This is a genomic window from Variovorax sp. J2P1-31, from assembly GCF_030317215.1.
Taxonomy (GTDB): Bacteria; Pseudomonadota; Gammaproteobacteria; order Burkholderiales; family Burkholderiaceae_C; genus Variovorax.
This window is the reverse complement of record NZ_JASZYA010000001.1, coordinates 2,003,563-2,018,602: the sequence shown is the minus strand read 5'-3', so window position 1 is coordinate 2,018,602 and position 15,040 is coordinate 2,003,563. Positions and strand designations below refer to the sequence as shown.

Genomic DNA, 15,040 nt, shown 5'->3' with positions numbered 1-15,040 from the left:
GGGGGTGTTCGCCTGGGCCCGCATCACTTGCGGATGCGCGCGAGTTCGTCGTTGTAGAGCTTCACGATCGCGGGGTCGTAGCTGGCCGAGAACTTGTCGATGACCGGCTTGGCGATCTGGCGCATGCGCGCCTGCTCGGCGGGCGCCACCTCGTTGAACTGCCCTTGGCCTGCAGGTCGCCGACCGAGCGCTGGGCCGCGGCGCGGCTCACCTGGCGCTGGTAGCCGCGCGCCTCGTTGGCGGCGTCGTTCATCATCTTCTGTTCGGCGGGCGTGAGCGAATCCCAGAATTTCTTGCTGACCAGCACGATGTTCGCGGCATACACGTGGTTGGTCGCGCTCAGGAACTTTTGCACCTCGAAGAACTTGTTCGACAGGATCACGGCGAAGGGGTTCTCCTGGCCGTCGACCGCCTTGGCTTCCAGCGCGCCGTACAGCTCGGCGAAGGGCATCGGCACCGGGTTGGCCTTGAAGGCCTTGAAGGTCTCGAGGAACACCGGGTTCGGGATCACACGCAGCTTGAGTCCGTCGAAATCCTCGGCCCTGGTGATCGGGCGCTTGCTGTTGGTCACGTTGCGAAAGCCCAGGTCCCAGTAGCCCAGCGCCACCAGGCCCTTCTCGGGCAGCTTGGCGATCAGCGCCTGGCCCAGCGGCCCGTCGAGCAGGGCGTCGGCCTGCGCGAAGCTGCCGACCGCGAAGGGGAAGTCCACCAGCCCGAATTCCTTCACGATGCCCGCCAGCGAGGTGGTGGCCGGCGCCGACATCTGCTGCACGCCGCCCTGCAGGGCCGATTGCTGCTGCATCTCGTTGCCCAGCTGCGAGGCCGGGAACTCCTGCACCTTGAGCTTGCCGCCGCTCTTGGCGGCCAGCAGCTCGGCGAAGCGCTTGACGCCGAAGCTCACCGGATGGTCGGCGTTGTTGAGGTGGCCGAAGCGGATGACGCGCTCCTGCTGCGCGGCGGCGGGCAGGGCGAGGAGCAGGCACAGGCCGGCGGCGGCCAGGATACGGGCGGTGGGCTTCACGGAGATCTCCATCAAAAGGCGAACAGGACGTGACGACCCGCAGGGCGCCGACCGATGGATGCTATTTAAAAAGTGGAAATGATTTCCATAGTGGAAACCCTTTGGCAAAGTTTGGTAGATTCCGGATGTCGCGGGCACCCGGCCCTTCTCATACCGACCACCCGAACCGCCCATGAGCAGCATCCTCGAACGCAGCTTCAACGTCCTGGAGCACCTGGCGAAGCATCCCGAAGGCAAGCCGCTGTCGGCCCTGGCCTCCGAGCTGGACATGCCGCTGAGCGCCACGCACCGCCTGCTCGCGGAGCTGGTGCGCTGCGGCTACGTGCGGCAGGACCAGAGCCACGGCGACTACATGCTGACCATCAAGCTGGTCTCGCTGGGGCTCGGCTTCCTCAGCACCAGCGGCATCGTGGACATCGCGCAGCCGCTGCTGGACCGGCTGGCGGCGGAGTCCGGCGAGCTCGTGCGGCTGGCGGTCGTCGACGGCGACGAGCTCACCTTCGTCGCGAAGGCGCAGGGCGCGATGCGGGGCCTGCGCTACGACCCCGACATGGGCCTGTCGGTCAACCTGTCCTGCAGCTCGGCCGGCCACGCCTGGCTGTCGACGCTGAGCGACGAAGAGGCGCTGGCCCTGGTCTCGAAGCAGGGCTTCGGCAAGCCGGAGGATTTCGGACCGAAAGCGCCCACCACCGTGAAGGCCCTGCTCGGCTTCCTGAAGGCCGCACGGCAGCGCGGCTTCAGCATGATCGTCGAGGTGTTCGCGCCGGCCATGACCGCGATGGCCGCGCCCATCCGCAGCGGCAACGGCGCCGTGCTCGGCGTGGTGACCATCGCCGGGCCGCTGGTGCGCCTGAGCGAGGCGCGCATGCTCGAACTCGGGCCGGCCCTGCTGCGCACCACGCACGAGCTCGCGCTGGCGAGCGGGGCGTCGGCCCTGTTCAAGCGCCGGGCCTGAGCCGGCGCGCGGCGCTCAGGCCTGCGGCGGCGGGGCGTCGAAGTCGCTGGCCGCGTGCCGCTCGGGCAGCTGGCCGGCCGCATCGCCCCAGGTGCGGTTGACGCGCCGGCCGCGCTGCACCGCGGGCCGCGCGGCGATGGCCTCGGTCCAGCGTTGCACGTGGGTGTACGCCTGCACCTGCAGGAACTCGCCCGCCTCGTAGAGCAGGCCCTTGGCGAGCGCGCCGTACCAGGACCACACCGCGATGTCGGCGATCGTGTAGTCCTCGCCCGCCAGATAGGGCGATTCGGCCAGGCGCCGGTCGAGCACGTCGAGCTGGCGCTTGACCTCCATCGCGAAGCGGTCGATCGCGTATTCGATCTTCGTCGGCGCGTAGGCGTAGAAATGGCCGAAGCCGCCGCCGAGGTAGGGCGCGCTGCCCATCTGCCAGAACAGCCAGGACAGGCATTCGGCCCGCTTCGCGGGCTCGGTCGGCAGCAAGGCGCCGCCGAACTTCTCGGCCAGGTAGACCAGGATCGCGCCCGACTCGAACACGCGGACCGGCGCCGGCCCGCTGCGGTCCAGCAGCGCCGGGATCTTCGAATTGGGATTGACGCCGACGAAGCCGCTGCCGAACTGGTCGCCTTCGCCGATCCTGATGAGCCAGGCGTCGTACTCCGCGCCCGCATGCCCGAGCGCGAGCAGTTCTTCCAGCATCACCGTGACCTTGACGCCGTTGGGCGTGGCCAGCGAATAGAGCTGCAGGGGATGCCGGCCGACGGGCAGTTCCTTGTCGTGCGTCGGCCCGGCGATCGGGCGGTTGATGTTGGCGAACTTGCCGCCGCTGGCCTTGTCCCAGGTCCAGACTTTGGGCGGACTGTATTCGGATGGATCGGTCACGTGTGGATGCTCCGTGTGCGCAGGCGGGTTGCGCAAAGAAATTGACGAACCGCCCGAGCTTAGGACAGGCCCCAAGTCCCTGCAGCGCTACGTCAATCGACGTATTCAAGCCGGCGGGACCGCTTCGCAGAATCGGCGCATCGCAGCAGCACCCGATCCATCCACAGGAGCCACGCCATGATCCACGGCGACATTTCCAGCAGCAAGGACACCGTCGGTGTCGCGGTCGTCAACTACAGGATGCCGCGCCTCCATACCAGGGCCGAGGTGCTCGACAACTGCCGCGCCATCGCCAGGATGGTGGTGGGCATGAAGTCCGGGCTGCCCGGCATGGACCTGGTGATCTTCCCGGAATACAGCACGCACGGGATCATGTACGACCGCGCGGAGATGTTCGAGAACGCGGCCACCGTGCCCGGCGCCGAGACCGAGATCTTCGCCGCGGCCTGCCGCGAGGCCAAGGTGTGGGGCGTGTTCTCGCTGACCGGCGAGCGCCATGAAGAGCACCCGTACAAGGCGCCGTACAACACGCTGATCCTGATGAACGACCAGGGCGAGATCGTCCAGAAGTACCGCAAGATCATGCCGTGGGTGCCGATCGAGGGCTGGTACCCGGGCGACCGCACCTACGTGAGCGAGGGGCCCAAGGGGCTGAAGATCAGCCTGATCATCTGCGACGACGGCAACTATCCCGAGATCTGGCGCGACTGCGCGATGAAGGGGGCCGAGCTCATCGTGCGCTGCCAGGGCTACATGTACCCGGCCAAGGAGCAGCAGATCCTGATGTCGAAGGCCATGGCCTTCGCCAACAACAGCTATGTCGCGGTGGCCAACGCGGCCGGCTTCGACGGCGTGTACTCGTACTTCGGCCACTCGGCGCTGATCGGCTTCGACGGCCGCACGCTGGGCGAATGCGGCGAGGAGGAGATGGGCGTGCAGTACGCCGCGCTGAGCAAGTCGCTGATCCGCGATTTCCGCCGGCACGGCCAGTCGGAGAACCACCTCTTCAAGCTGCTGCACCGCGGCTACACCGGGCTGATCAACTCGCACGAGGGCGACCAGGGCGTGGCCGATTGCCCCTATGCGTTCTATGCGGAGTGGATCGCCGACCCGCAGGGCGCGCGCGAGAAGGTCGAGTCCTTCACCCGCCGCATGGTCGGCACGGCCGAGGCGCCCATCGAGGGCATCCCGAACGAGGACACGGTCTCGCCGCTGTACCGCTGAAACGGCGGCTCAGTTCGGCGCGACCGCCGCCGGGGCCGTTCGCGCCCCGCGTGCGCCGCGCCGCAGCAGCAGACCGAACAGCGGCGCCGTCAGGTACATCACGACCGAGTAGATCGCGGCCGGCAGCGCGAGCTGGTAACTGCCCAGCACGCTGAGCGCGACGAAGATCGCGAGCGTGGAGTTGTGGATGCCGATCTCGTAGCTGATGGCGGTGGCCAGTGGCCGGTCGAGCCCGGCCGCGCGGCTCAGGCCGTAGCCCGCGCCCAGGCTCAGCAGGTTGAACAGCAGCACCGCCGGGCCGATCTGGGCGAAGGCGACCGAGATCGAACTCCATTCCTTGGCGATGGCCAGCACCGCGACCACCGCCAGCACCCCGGCGCTGAACACCTTGAACGGCTTCTCCATGCGGGCCGCGAAAGCGGGCCGGCGCGAGGCGACGGCCATGCCGATCAGCACCGGCACCAGCACGATCGCGACCACCTCCAGCAGCTTGCCGGTCTGCATGGGCACCAGCTGGCCGCTCTGGATGAAGTGCGCGATGGCCCAGTTGGCGATCAGCGGCAGCGTGAAGATCGACAGCACCGTGTTGGCCGCGGTGAGCGAGATGTTCATCGCCACGTTGCCGCCGAACAGGTGCGAGAACAGGTTGGCCGAGATGCCGCCGGGCGAGGCGGCCAGCAGCATCAGGCCGACCGCGAACACCGGCGGCATGCCGAAGGCGAGCACGATGGCGTAGCAGGCCAGCGGCAGGCCCACCACCTGCAGCAGCAGCGCGATGGCCACCGCCTTGGGGTGCTGCGCGAGCCGCCGGAAATCGGCCAGCGACAGCGACAGGCCCAGGCCGAACATGACCAGCGCCAGCGCGCCGAACAGCGCGCGGGTGATGACGACGGTGCCGTCCATGCGGCGCTCAGTTCCGGTAGCCGGGGTCGATGCGGTCGAGCTTGCGGATCAGCGAGGGCCAGACGAAGGCGCCGCCGAGCCCGCCGGTCTGCACCTTCATCGCGTGGCCCACGCCCTCGACGATGCGCGGGTCGACCTGGGTGAGCTCGCCGCCGCCGGATTGCGCGGCGATCTGGATCTGGCAGGTGTTCTCGAAGGTGTACATCGAGAGGAAGGCATCGGCCACGCTCTTGCCGATGGTCAGCAGGCCGTGGTTGCGCAGCATCAGGAAGTTGGCTTCGCCCAGGTTGGCCTGCAGCCGCGCCTTCTCGTCGTCGCGGATCGCCACGCCCTCGTAGCCGTGGTAGGCCAGCGAGGCCAGCACGAAGGTCGACTGCTGGCTGATCGGCAGCACGCCGTTCTTCTGCGCGCTGACCGCGATGCCCGCGCGGGTGTGGGTGTGCAGCACGCACTGCGCGTCCTCGCGCACCGCATGCACCGCGCTGTGGATCACGAAGCCGGCCGGGTTGACCGGGTAGGGCGACTCGATCACCTTGTTGCACTGCTGGTCGACCTTGACCAGGCTGGAGGCCGTGATCTCGTCGAACATCAGGCCGTAGGGGTTGATCAGGAAGTGGTGCTCGGGGCCGGGCACGCGCGCGCTGATGTGGGTGAAGACCAGGTCGCTCCAGCCGTACAGCGCGACCAGGCGGTAGCAGGCGGCGAGGTCGACGCGCAGCTGCCATTCCTCGGCGGACACGAGCTGCTGGATTTCGGAGGGGGTGGTGGCGTTCATGGGGGTTCCTTCGTTTGGGTTCAGGCGATGGCGTCGGCGGGCTTCTGCAGCACCGACTTGTAGACGCTCTGGCGCGGCTGCGCCATCAGGCGTTGCAGCATCGGCATGAATTCCTCGATCGGCAGCGTCTCGCCCTTCGGGTCGAAGGCGGGGTTGTCGTAGAGCTCGCAGAACTCGGCCGTGCGCTCGTAGTGCGGGCTCTGCCGGTAGCGCTCGCGCAGGTCGCGGTCCATGCCCAGGTGGTGGAAGAAGTAGTGGCCCTGGAAGATGCCGTGGTGCTGCACCATCCAGTGGTTGGCCTCGCTCACGAAGGGCTGCAGGATCGCGGCCGCGATGTCCGGGTGGTTGAAGGTGCCCAGCGTGTCGCCGATGTCGTGCAGCAGCGCGCACACCACGTACTCCTCGTCGCGGCCGTCGCGCAGCGCGCGGGTGGCGGTCTGCAGCGAGTGGGTGTAGCGGTCGACCGGGAAGCCGCCGTAGTCGCCCTGCAGGATCTGCAGGTGCCGCACCACGCGCTGCGGCAGGCCGCCCGCGAACTGCATGAATTCGCCGCCGATGGTCTGCCAGTCTTCGCGCGTGCTGTCCTGCATGCGGACGAAGGTCGCTCGTTGATTCATTCGTGTGTCTCCTTGGGGCCGTGGGGGCCGAGGCTCACTTTAGGCAGGCGGGTGCCATTCAACTGTCAAATGGAGAACAATTGACCCTCTCGTTTACCCCCGGGCGGCACCCCACCGCCCCGCCACCATGGCCCTGCGCGCCCCGACCCACGTGACCGCCGCCCACCGCGATGCGATGGAGGCCAACCCCTGGTTCGCCGCGCTGCCGCGCGCGCAGCGCGACGCCCTGCTGTCCGTGGCCGAGGTGCACCACCTGGCGCGCGGCACCATGCTCTACCGCCAGGGCGACGGCGGCGACGGCATCTCGGGCGGCTTCTACGGCCTGGCCAGCGGCTTCATCAAGGTGTCGACCCTGCGCCAGGACGGCCGCGAGGCGATCCTCGCGCTGCTCGAGCCCGGCAACTGGTTCGGCGAGATCGCGCTGATCGACGGCTCGCTGCGCTCCCACGATGCCACGGCGCTGGCAGACGCCGCGGTGCTGGTGGTGCCGCGCGCCGCCTTCGATCGCCAGATGCGCGAGCTGGCCTTCGCCCAGGCGATGGCCTTGCTGCTGGCCCACCGCGTGCGTGGCCTCTACGACCTGATGGAGAACGCCACGCTGCGCGACCTGCGCTCGCGCGTGGCGCGTCGGCTGCTGGCGCTGGCCCGGGGCGATGTGACCCAGTCGCCGCAGATGCGCCGCGAGATCGCGCTGCCGCAGGAGGCGATCGCGATGATGCTGGGCGTGACGCGCCAGACGCTGTCGAAGGAGTTGCACGCGCTGGCCGCGCAGGGCGTGCTCACGGTGGGCTACGGGCGCATCGAGATCCATTCCTTCGAGGCGCTGCAGGCCGCGGCCGGCTAGCCCGGGCCTCCATCCGTCTCTCCACAAGCCGCACACAAACGCGCAACAGTCCTTCAAGGTTGCCCGCGCAGACTCCCGCCATCCATCACCGGTGCGTCCTGCCCGGAATGGCCTGACGGCGTTCGGCGCCACGGCATGGGCCGTGACACCGCCGCCGAATGTTCCGAGTTCTGGAGTTCCTTTTCCATGAGTGCACAGCTGCTGGCTGACGAGGCGAAATATTGTTCTTTTGGCGACACCGTTCACTACGTGAACCCGCCCAAGATCTTCTCCGGCTGCGATGGCAGCTACATGTACGACGCCGAGGGCACGCCCTACCTCGACCTGCAGATGTGGTATTCGGCCGTGAACTTCGGCTACAAGAACAAGCGCCTCGAAGACGTGATGAAGCGCCAGCTCGAGACGCTGCCGCAGGTGGCCAGCCAGTACCTGCACCCGACCAAGATCGAACTGGCGAAGTGGATCGCGCAGGACGCCGAGAAGAAGTGGGGCCGCGCCGGCCGCGTGCACTTCAACGTCGGCGGCGCGCAGGCCATCGAGGACTCGCTCAAGGTGGTGCGCAACGCCAGCAACGGCAAGAGCCTGATGTTCGCCTTCGAGGGCGGCTACCACGGCCGCACGCTGGGCGCCTCGAGCATCACCTCCAGCTACCGCTACCGCCGCCGCTTCGGCCACTTCGGTGACCGCGCGCAGTTCATCCCCTTCCCGTACCCCTTCCGTCGCCCCAAGGGCATGACGGCCGAGGAGTACTCGGATTCGATCGTGCGCGAGTTCGCGCGCAAGTTCGAGAACGAGTACCACGCGGTCTGGGACCCGAAGACCGGCCAGTGCGAATACGCGGCCTTCTATGTCGAACCGATCCAGGGCACGGGCGGCTACGTCGTGCCGCCGCCGAACTTCTACAAGGGCCTGAAGAAGGTGCTCGACGAGCACGGCATCCTGCTGGTGGTCGACGAGATCCAGATGGGCTTCTGGCGCACCGGCAAGCTCTGGGCGATCGAGAACTTCGGCGTGCAGCCCGACGTGCTGGTCTTCGCCAAGGCGCTGACCAACGGCCTGAACGCGCTCAGCGGCCTGTGGGCGCGCGAAGAGCTGATCAACCCGCAGGTGTTCCCGCCGGGATCGACGCACTCCACCTTCGCCGCCAACCCGCTGGGCACGGCGCTGGGCCTGGAAGTGCTGCGCATGACGGCCGAGATCGACTACGGCAAGCAGGTCTGCGACAGCGGCGCCTACTTCCTCGAAGGCTTGAAGGAGCTGCAGAAGCGCCACAAGGAAATCGGCGACGTCGACGGCATGGGCCTGGCGCTGCGCGCCGAGATCTGCACCGAGGACGGCTTCACGCCCAACCGCGCGCTGCTCGACAAGATGGTCGACATCGGCCTGTCGGGCGACCTGGAATTCGAAGGCCGCAAGATGGGCCTGGTGCTGGACGTGGGCGGCTACTACAAGAACGTGATCACCTTCGCGCCTTCGCTCGAGATCTCGCGCGCCGAGATCGACCAGGCCATGGTGCTGCTCGACCAGCTGCTGACGCGCGCCAAGCGCAGCTGACGGGCTTCCAGCGCCTGTGCAGTTCGCCCATCAACTCGAACCCGACGCACTGATCGCGGCCTTCGCCGCGCATCCGCCCGAAGGCTTCGCGGTGGTCGAGAGCGCGCCGGAGGCGCCGGTGTTCACCGCCGCCTTCGATCTGCTGACCACGGCCGACGACGCGCTCAAGCAGCGCGCCAAGGCCTTGCCGCTGTTTCGCCACTGGTCGCGCTGGCTGCGCATCCAGACGGTCTTCGTCGGCACCACGGTGTCGGAATACGCCCTGGTGCCGCGCGGCGCGGCGCCGGCCGCCTGGCTGATCGGCCTGCTGCAGCGTTGGGGCTCGCGCTACCGGCTGCTGATCGTCAAGGACATCCCGGCCGCATCGCCGCTGCTCGACGAGGCCGAGAACCGGCAGGCCGAGGCGCTGGTGCAGGTCTGCGTGGCGGCCGGCTGCGTGCTGGTCGAAGGGCAGGCGCTGGCCTATGTGCCCATCGACTTCCCGGACATCGATGCCTACCTGCGGCGGCTGTCGTCCAGCCGGCGGCAGAACCTGCGCCGCAAGCTGCGCAGCCGCGCCGGGCTGGAGATCCGCCGCCTGCCCACGGGCGGCGAGGCCTTCGAGAGCGACGCCGCCATCGATGACTACTACCGGCTCTACGAAGCCGTGTACGCGCAGAGCGAGGTGCATTTCGACCGGCTCACGCGCGCCTTCTTCGCGCGCGTGCTGCGTGACGCGTCCGCGGGCGGCATCGTGTTCGAATACCGGCAAGAGGGCGTGCTGGTCGGCTGGAACCTCTGCTTCGAGGCCGGCGGCAAGCTGGTCGACAAGTACATCGGCTTCTCCTACCCGGCGGCGCGCGAGTGCAACCTGTACTTCGTGAGCTGGATGGTCAACCTCGAATACGCGATCGAGCGCGGTCTCACGCACTACGTCGCGGGCTGGACCGATCCCGAGGTCAAGGCCCAGCTCGGCGCGCGCTTCACCTTCACCCGCCATGCGGTGTACGTGCGCAACCCGCTGCTGCGCCGGCTCGCGAAGCGCTTCGCGGGCCACTTCGAAAGCGACCGCCAGTGGCACGAGGGCACGCCATGACCGCGCTGCCGCCTGTGGTGCTGGACCTCGACGATTCGATCGGCCCGCTGGCCGGCGAGCTGCGCATTCCCCTGCAGGAGCGGCAGGAGGCACTGCGCTTCGGCTGCGGCCTGGGCGTGATGCGCGACCTGGCGAAGGCGCTGGATGCCCGGCTGCCGGCGTTCGAGCGCCACGGCACGGTGTTCATGGGCAGCGGCGACTTCCACCACCTGAGCTGGCCGCTGGTGGCGCGCAGCGCGCGCGGCCGCGAGCGCGCGAGCCTGCGCGTGGTGGTGTTCGACAACCATCCCGACAACATGCGCTTCCCCTTCGGCGTGCACTGCGGCTCCTGGGTGCGGCGCGTGGCGCTGCTGCCCGAGATCCGCCAGGTGCTGGTGGTGGGCATCACCTCGGGCGACATCGGCTGGCGCCATGCCTGGGAGAACCAGCTCAAGCCGCTGCGCGCCGGCAAGCTGCAGTACTGGAGCGTGGGCGTGGACACCGGCTGGTCGCGCTGGCTGGGCCTGGGCGCGGCCTTCCGCACCTTCGCCGACACCGAAGCCCTGAGCGAGGCGCTGGCGCGGCAACTGCGCGAGCAGCCCGCACCGACCTATCTCTCGATCGACAAGGACGTGTTCGCCCCCGAGGTCGTGCGGACCAACTGGGACCAGGGGCGGCTGCTGGAATCGCAAGCCCTGCGCATCCTCGAGGCTCTGGGCGGGCAGATCGTGGGCAGCGACGTCACCGGCGAAGTCTCGGCCTATCGCTACCGCACGGCCTGGAAGCGCTGGCTCAGCGCGCAGGACGGGCAGGACACGGCCATCGATCCGGTGCAGCTCGCGGACTGGCAGGCCGGCCAGCATGCGTTCAACCAGCGGCTGCTGGAGCACATGGCGCGCGTCGGTTAGGCTTTGCGGAAAATGCCGGCCTGGAGCCGGCGCGGTGGCATCTTCCACCCCAGACATCGGGAGGCATTCATGTTCGATCGATCGACCGCGGCCCTGTTGCGCCGGGCCTTCGGCCCGCTGGTGCGCCGAGGCCACCTGAGCGTGCGGCTGCCGGATGGCCAGACGCTGGTCTTCGGCGACGGGGGCCTGCCCCGCGCCGGCATCCGCTTCACCGACCGGCGCGCCGTCTGGGCCCTGCTGCGCGACCCCGACCTGCAGTTCGGCGAGCTGTTCATGCAGGGACGGCTGCAGGTGGAGGAGGGCACGGTCTACGACGTGCTGGAGCTGTTCCTGCGCGACGCCAAGGGCGTGCCGCCCGGCCCCTTCGTGCAGCTGCTCGACCGCTGGCGCATGGCGTTGCGCCCGCTGCTGCAGCGCAACCGGCCGAACCGGTCGCGCGCCAACGTGGCCCATCACTACGACCTCGACGACCGGCTCTACCGCCTGTTCCTCGACAGCGATCGGCAGTACTCCTGCGCCTATTTCGAGACCGGCGACGAGAGCCTCGAGGCCGCGCAGCTGGCCAAGAAACGGCACATCGCGGCCAAGCTGCTGGTCGAGCCCGGCCAGCGCGTGCTCGACATCGGCTGCGGCTGGGGCGGACTGGCGCGCTACCTGGCGGAGGTGGCCGGCGCGGGCCATGTGAGCGGCGTCACGCTGTCGACCGAACAGCTCGAGGCCGCGCAGCGGCTGGGCGCCGCGTCGCCCGCGGCCGCCGCGCTCGACTACCGGCTCGAGGACTACCGCGCCACACAGGGCCCCTTCGAGCGCATCGTCTCGGTGGGCATGTTCGAGCACGTGGGCCGGGGCAACCACGACGCCTTCTTCCGGCAGTGCCGCGAACTGCTGACCGAGGACGGCGTGATGCTGCTGCACTTCATCGGCAACTCCGACGTGCCGGACTTCAACAACCCGTGGATCGAGAAATACATCTTTCCCGGCGGCAGCCTGCCCTCGCTGTCGGAATGCACGCCGGCCATCGAGCGCGCGGGCCTGGTGGTGACCGACATCGAGGTGCTGCGGCTGCACTACGCGCGCACGCTGCGGCTGTGGCGCGAGCGCTTCATGGCCCGGCGCGACGAGGCGCTGGCGCTCTACGACGAGCGCTTCTGCCGCATGTGGGAGTTCTACCTGTCGATGTCGGAGACCGCCTTCCGCTACCAGGACATCGCGATCTTCCAGATCCAGCTGGCGCGCCGGCAGGAGGCCGTGCCCCTGACGCGCAACTACATCGAGGAACGCAAGGCCGCGCTGCGCGCGCGCGAGGCCGCGCTCAGCGGCTGAAGCGGGCCAGCGCCGTGCACACCTGTTCGAAGCGCGTATCGTCGAGCCAGGGGCTGTTGCTGATCGCCAGCAGGCGGCCCGCGAGCGCGCGTGCATGGGGCAGCGCCCCGGCTTCGGCGGCCGGCACCACGCGCGCATAGCGCGGGTAGTCGGGCAGGGCGTGCACGAAGGGCAGGCTCAGGCCGCAGCCTGCGCCCCAGAGCGCGCGGATGGCCGCGTCGCGCTGCGCGGCGCCGGGCATCCACACCATCAGCACCGGCCAGGTGCCGGCCGCGCCGGGCACCGAAGGGCTGTCGCCCAGCAGCGGCAGGCCGGTGACGCGCGTCAGCTGTTCACGACGCCGCAACGCGCGCGCCGTGCCCTGGGCCAGGAAATCGGGCAGGCGTGCCAGCGCGCGCACGCCCACCGCCTGGCGCCAGCGGCCCACGCGGTGCAGCGGGATCTGCGGATCGAAATCGTCGCCCGCGGCCGCCACCCAGTCGCCGCGCTTCAGCGCCTGGCGCAGCGGGCGCCCGTAGACCAGGCCCAGGCCGGCGGGCCGGTAGCACAGCGCATAGCCCAGCAGTTCGATCGAGCGCCGCAGTTCCCAGCCCCGGTGCCGTGGCACGGTCTCGGCGCTGACCTGCGCGCAGGCCTGCCGCAAGGCAGGGTCGTGCACCACCAGCGCGCCGCCCTCGAACAGCGTCAGGCCCTTGCCCACGGCCAGGCTGAAGAAGACCATGTCGCTGTGGGCGCCCACGCTCCGGTCGCCGACACGTGCGCCCAGCGCCTGCGCCGCGTCCTCGAGCGTCCAGGCGCCGACCGCGCGCGCGCAGGCCTGGGCCGTGGCCACATCGGTGAGGCGTCCGCCCAGGTGCGTGGGCACCACCGCCAGCGTGTGCGGGCCGCAGAGCTGGCGCAGGTGCACCGGGTCCAGGTCCAGCGTGCCGGGCTGCAGGTCGCAGACCCGCAGCTGCAGGCCGCAATGCGCGACCGCCAGCGCCACCAGCGGGCAGGTGTAGGCCGGCACGACCACCTCGGTGCGCGTGAGCGCCAGCCGCTTCAGCGCGGTCAGCGCCACCACCATGCAGGCCGTGCCCGAGCATTCGATCTGCACCTGCGGTACGCCGAGGAAGCGGGCGAGCGCCGATGCCAGGTCGGCGTCGGTGCCGGGCCAGGCGAGATCGCCCGCGCGCAGCGGCAGGCCCGCCGTGGGCGGTACGTCGGCCAGGCGTTCAGCCATGCGGGCCGCGCGCGGCGCCGGCCAGGATGTCCGGGGGCGTCGCGTGCAGGGTCTCGGGCGCGGCGTCCTGCTCTTCGCTGAAGGCCAGGCAGACGATGCCCGCGATGATGAACAGGCCGCCGGTGATCTGTGGCCAGCCGATGCGCTCGTCGAACAGCAGCCAGGACAGCAGCAGCACCGACACGATCTCCAGGTGCGAGGCGGCGAAGGCCGGGCCGATGGGCGCGTGCTTGAGCAGCGTCATCCAGGCGAAGAAGGCGCCGATGTAGCCGATGAAGGCGCCGTAGATCCAGGGCTGGCCGAACACCCGCAGCAGCCAGTCGGCGCTGAACTCCAGCGGCAGGGCCTGGGTGCCGGCGACCTTGAAGCTGATCTGCGCCAGCGTGTCGAAGGCCATCAGCATCAGGAAGCCGATCACGTAGAAACGTCGTTTGTCAGCCATTTCAGCCTCCGTGCCAGCCGACGATCGTCACGCCGATAGAAATCAAGAGGATGCCTGCGACGCGCATGCGAGAGAGTTTCTCGGCGAACAGATAGCGGCCGGCGATCATGATCGCGACGATGTTGATCGAACCGAGCAGCACGCCTTCTGACAGCGGCACCAGCGACAGGAAGGCCAGCCACAGCACGAACTCGGCCACATAGCAGCCCACGCCCACCCAGAGCCAGGGTCGGCGCGCCATGAAGGCCCAGCGCGCGAGGCCGTCGCCCGCGCGCGGGTCGCCGGCGGCGGCCTTGAAGGCCAGCTGGCCGCCGCTGTCGACCAGCACGTTCAGCACCCAGAGCGTGAGCACCAGCGGCGTCAGTTCGCTGCTCATGTGGCCAGCGAGCCGTCGTTGGCGCCGTGGGCGTAGGTGTCGGCCGGCTGCGGCAGGGTGGCGCCGCGCGCCGCGGCGATGCGGGTGGCGAAGTCCACGGCCCGCGCGGTCACGGTGCGCCGTTCGCGGTCGATGGTGATCATGTGGTAGCTGTCCTGCAGCAGCACCATCTCGACCGGGCCCTGGACCTTGCGCTCGATCAGCCGGGCGTTGGCCAGGCTCGAGATGTCGTCGTGGGTGGCATGCACCACCAGGCAGGGCGCGCGCACGCGGCCCAGCTGGCGCCGCACCTGGTCCGACAGCGCGCGCATCTCGATGATCGAGTACCAGGGGTTGCCGGGCAGGCCCGCGGCGGCGCTGTCGCCGGACTGCATCTGCTCGACCACGCGCTTGCGCAGCGCTTCGTCCTTGATGCCGTAGGGCGGCTGTTCCATGAACAGCCGGTCGCGGCCGATGCCCAGCGCGCGGAACGGCCGCAGCAGGAAGGACAGCCGCGTGTAGAAGGGGATGCTCCAGCCGTCGTGCCAGAACATGGTGGACAGCGCGCCCACGCCATCGACCACTTCCGGCCGTTCCTCGGCCAGCTCCAGCGCCAGCACCGCGCCCATCGACAGGCCCATCACCACCAGGCGATCGACCTGCGTGCGCAGCCGGTCGGCGCCGGCGTGCACGGTGGCGGCCCAGTCCTGCCAGCGGGTGCGCACCAGGTCCTCCTGCGTGCCGCAGTGGCCTGCCAGCTGCACGCCGTAGACCGTGAAGCCCGCGCGCTGCAGGCCCTTGCCCAGCAGCCGCATCTCGTTGGGCGTGCCGGTCAGGCCGTGCACCAGCAGGACCCCGGTGGACGCATGGGCGCCGTGACCGGGGAGGAAGAATTCGTGGGGGGTGATGCAGATGTCCGGGCTCATGGAAATACCTTCGTGCGGCGCAGGACGGGCGGGCGGGC

General features: G+C 69.4%; 15 protein-coding genes and 1 pseudogene. 7 read left to right on the top strand and 9 right to left on the bottom strand.

The window, feature by feature from the left end:
* Positions 1-23: 23 nt before the first annotated feature.
* Positions 24-1,033, bottom strand: a pseudogene (locus QTI20_RS09370) (TRAP transporter substrate-binding protein).
* Between the two features lie 160 nt (positions 1,034-1,193).
* Between QTI20_RS09370 and QTI20_RS09365 the strand changes: the two are divergent.
* Complete coding sequence (locus QTI20_RS09365; RefSeq protein ID WP_286548276.1) at positions 1,194-1,976, top strand: IclR family transcriptional regulator; 783 nt, start codon at positions 1,194-1,196, stop codon at positions 1,974-1,976.
* Between the two features lie 15 nt (positions 1,977-1,991).
* On the opposite strand, the gene yghU is transcribed toward QTI20_RS09365, so the two are convergent.
* Complete coding sequence (yghU, locus tag QTI20_RS09360) at positions 1,992-2,855, bottom strand: glutathione-dependent disulfide-bond oxidoreductase (protein ID WP_286548277.1); 864 nt, start codon at positions 2,853-2,855, stop codon at positions 1,992-1,994.
* Positions 2,856-3,032: 177 nt separating this feature from the next.
* Between yghU and QTI20_RS09355 the strand changes: the two genes are divergently transcribed.
* Positions 3,033-4,079 (top strand): aliphatic amidase, encoded by a 1,047-nt coding sequence (locus QTI20_RS09355; RefSeq protein WP_286548278.1) that lies wholly within the window; start codon positions 3,033-3,035, stop codon positions 4,077-4,079.
* Positions 4,080-4,088: 9 nt separating this feature from the next.
* Here QTI20_RS09355 and QTI20_RS09350 read toward each other — a convergent pair whose 3' ends face one another.
* The 3 genes from QTI20_RS09350 to QTI20_RS09340 are packed head-to-tail and all read right to left on the bottom strand — an operon-like array spanning position 4,089 to position 6,374.
* Positions 4,089-4,982 (bottom strand): bile acid:sodium symporter family protein, encoded by an 894-nt coding sequence (locus QTI20_RS09350; protein ID WP_286548279.1) that lies wholly within the window; start codon positions 4,980-4,982, stop codon positions 4,089-4,091.
* 7 nt (positions 4,983-4,989) lie between these two features.
* Positions 4,990-5,757 carry a class II aldolase/adducin family protein gene (locus tag QTI20_RS09345; RefSeq protein ID WP_183027025.1) on the bottom strand — a complete coding sequence of 256 codons (768 nt, stop codon included), beginning with the start codon at positions 5,755-5,757 and terminating at the stop codon, positions 4,990-4,992.
* A gap of 20 nt (positions 5,758-5,777) precedes the next feature.
* Positions 5,778-6,374 carry an HD domain-containing protein gene (locus tag QTI20_RS09340; protein WP_286548280.1) on the bottom strand — a complete coding sequence of 199 codons (597 nt, stop codon included), beginning with the start codon at positions 6,372-6,374 and terminating at the stop codon, positions 5,778-5,780.
* A gap of 127 nt (positions 6,375-6,501) precedes the next feature.
* On the opposite strand from QTI20_RS09340, the gene QTI20_RS09335 reads away from it, so the two are divergent.
* The 5 genes from QTI20_RS09335 to QTI20_RS09315 all read left to right on the top strand — a co-directional run bounded on the left by QTI20_RS09335 (position 6,502) and on the right by QTI20_RS09315 (position 12,057).
* The gene (locus QTI20_RS09335) at positions 6,502-7,218 is read left to right on the top strand and encodes a Crp/Fnr family transcriptional regulator (RefSeq protein WP_286548282.1); all 717 of its coding nucleotides are present in this window, start codon (positions 6,502-6,504) and stop codon (positions 7,216-7,218) included.
* Between the two features lie 186 nt (positions 7,219-7,404).
* Positions 7,405-8,772, top strand: a complete 1,368-nt coding sequence (locus tag QTI20_RS09330; protein ID WP_183027028.1) for an aspartate aminotransferase family protein — start codon at positions 7,405-7,407, stop codon at positions 8,770-8,772.
* Positions 8,773-8,788: 16 nt separating this feature from the next.
* On the top strand, positions 8,789-9,847 hold the full coding sequence (locus QTI20_RS09325; protein WP_286548283.1) for a GNAT family N-acetyltransferase: 1,059 nt from the start codon (positions 8,789-8,791) through the stop codon (positions 9,845-9,847).
* A complete protein-coding gene (locus tag QTI20_RS09320) occupies positions 9,844-10,734 on the top strand; it encodes an arginase family protein (RefSeq protein WP_286548285.1) in 891 nt (296 codons plus the stop codon). Before QTI20_RS09325 ends, QTI20_RS09320 begins: the two co-directional genes overlap by 4 nt.
* A 69-nt stretch (positions 10,735-10,803) precedes the next feature.
* A complete protein-coding gene (locus tag QTI20_RS09315; protein WP_286548287.1) occupies positions 10,804-12,057 on the top strand; it encodes an SAM-dependent methyltransferase in 1,254 nt (417 codons plus the stop codon).
* Here the strand turns inward: QTI20_RS09315 and QTI20_RS09310 are convergent.
* Genes QTI20_RS09310 through QTI20_RS09295 form a run of 4 tightly spaced genes read right to left on the bottom strand, consistent with a single transcriptional unit; the run spans position 12,047 to position 15,002 of the window.
* The gene (locus tag QTI20_RS09310) at positions 12,047-13,279 is read right to left on the bottom strand and encodes a DegT/DnrJ/EryC1/StrS family aminotransferase (RefSeq protein ID WP_286548289.1); all 1,233 of its coding nucleotides are present in this window, start codon (positions 13,277-13,279) and stop codon (positions 12,047-12,049) included. The two genes, QTI20_RS09315 and QTI20_RS09310, sit on opposite strands and share 11 nt — an antisense overlap.
* Complete coding sequence (locus tag QTI20_RS09305) at positions 13,272-13,721, bottom strand: EamA family transporter (RefSeq protein WP_286548291.1); 450 nt, start codon at positions 13,719-13,721, stop codon at positions 13,272-13,274. Before QTI20_RS09305 ends, QTI20_RS09310 begins: the two co-directional genes overlap by 8 nt.
* Position 13,722: 1 nt before the next feature.
* Positions 13,723-14,097, bottom strand: coding sequence for an EamA family transporter (locus QTI20_RS09300; RefSeq protein WP_183027033.1), 375 nt, complete (start codon positions 14,095-14,097; stop codon positions 13,723-13,725).
* Positions 14,094-15,002 (bottom strand): alpha/beta hydrolase, encoded by a 909-nt coding sequence (locus tag QTI20_RS09295; protein ID WP_286548293.1) that lies wholly within the window; start codon positions 15,000-15,002, stop codon positions 14,094-14,096. Before QTI20_RS09295 ends, QTI20_RS09300 begins: the two co-directional genes overlap by 4 nt.
* Positions 15,003-15,040: the final 38 nt, after the last annotated feature.